Source organism: Kistimonas scapharcae, assembly GCF_039540975.1.
GTDB classification, from domain to species: Bacteria; Pseudomonadota; Gammaproteobacteria; order Pseudomonadales; family Endozoicomonadaceae; genus Kistimonas; species Kistimonas scapharcae.
This window is the reverse complement of record NZ_BAABFL010000168.1, coordinates 1-677: the sequence shown is the minus strand read 5'-3', so window position 1 is coordinate 677 and position 677 is coordinate 1. Positions and strand designations below refer to the sequence as shown.

Below are 677 nucleotides of genomic sequence, written 5' to 3'. Positions count from 1 at the left end.
GCTCTGGGTGCAACCGGCTTCGGTGCACTTGAAAGCGCCCTCTTTTTTGTGTTTGTGAACCAGGTGTTGTGTCAGGCCGGACTCCGCGGCAAAGCTCTGGGTGCAACCGGCTTCGGTGCCGGTGTGGGTTTTCGACCCTTCTGATGTCGCTGCAGTTGCGCTATGGGTTACTTCTTGAGCGGATACCCTAACACTGCGATGTGCCCGTGTTGATTGAGTAGGACCTGCTTCGATTTCTGCAGCTGCTTGCACTAGCAGGTCTATGCCCGTGAGTCCTTGCGGAGGAGAAGTGGTAGCTGTCGTCGAGGGAGGCACCATAAATATTGAGCTTTTGTTCTGTCGACATTACCCACAGACTGGTGATATGCCGGTTGGGTTATTTTTTCATCATAACCATCAACCGTATAGGTTACGGTGTATATGGTCAGACGCCTGAATATCAAGTAAAACACGGCTGTTTTGCCGTGGTGAACAACACGGTGGTCAGTATTGCTAACCGGACAGCGGCCAACCGCAATTTGTCAACCAGGTTGACACTTTTTGTATCATTCCTGACATATTCAGCATCTTTCCAACCGCTCTGGCATAAGCCTTCATGGGAGTTCGGCACTGATTTTGTCAACCACTTTGTCAACCCCGATTTTCGCCCTGTCGCTGGCGAAACCCCGCGAGTGTGT

General features: G+C 51.6%; 1 protein-coding gene. It reads left to right on the top strand.

From position 1 onward, the window contains the following. Positions 1-371 precede the first annotated feature (371 nt). Positions 372-677, top strand: a 306-nt coding sequence (locus tag ABD892_RS10215) for a hypothetical protein (RefSeq protein WP_345195519.1), incomplete at its 3' end; no start/stop codon positions are given.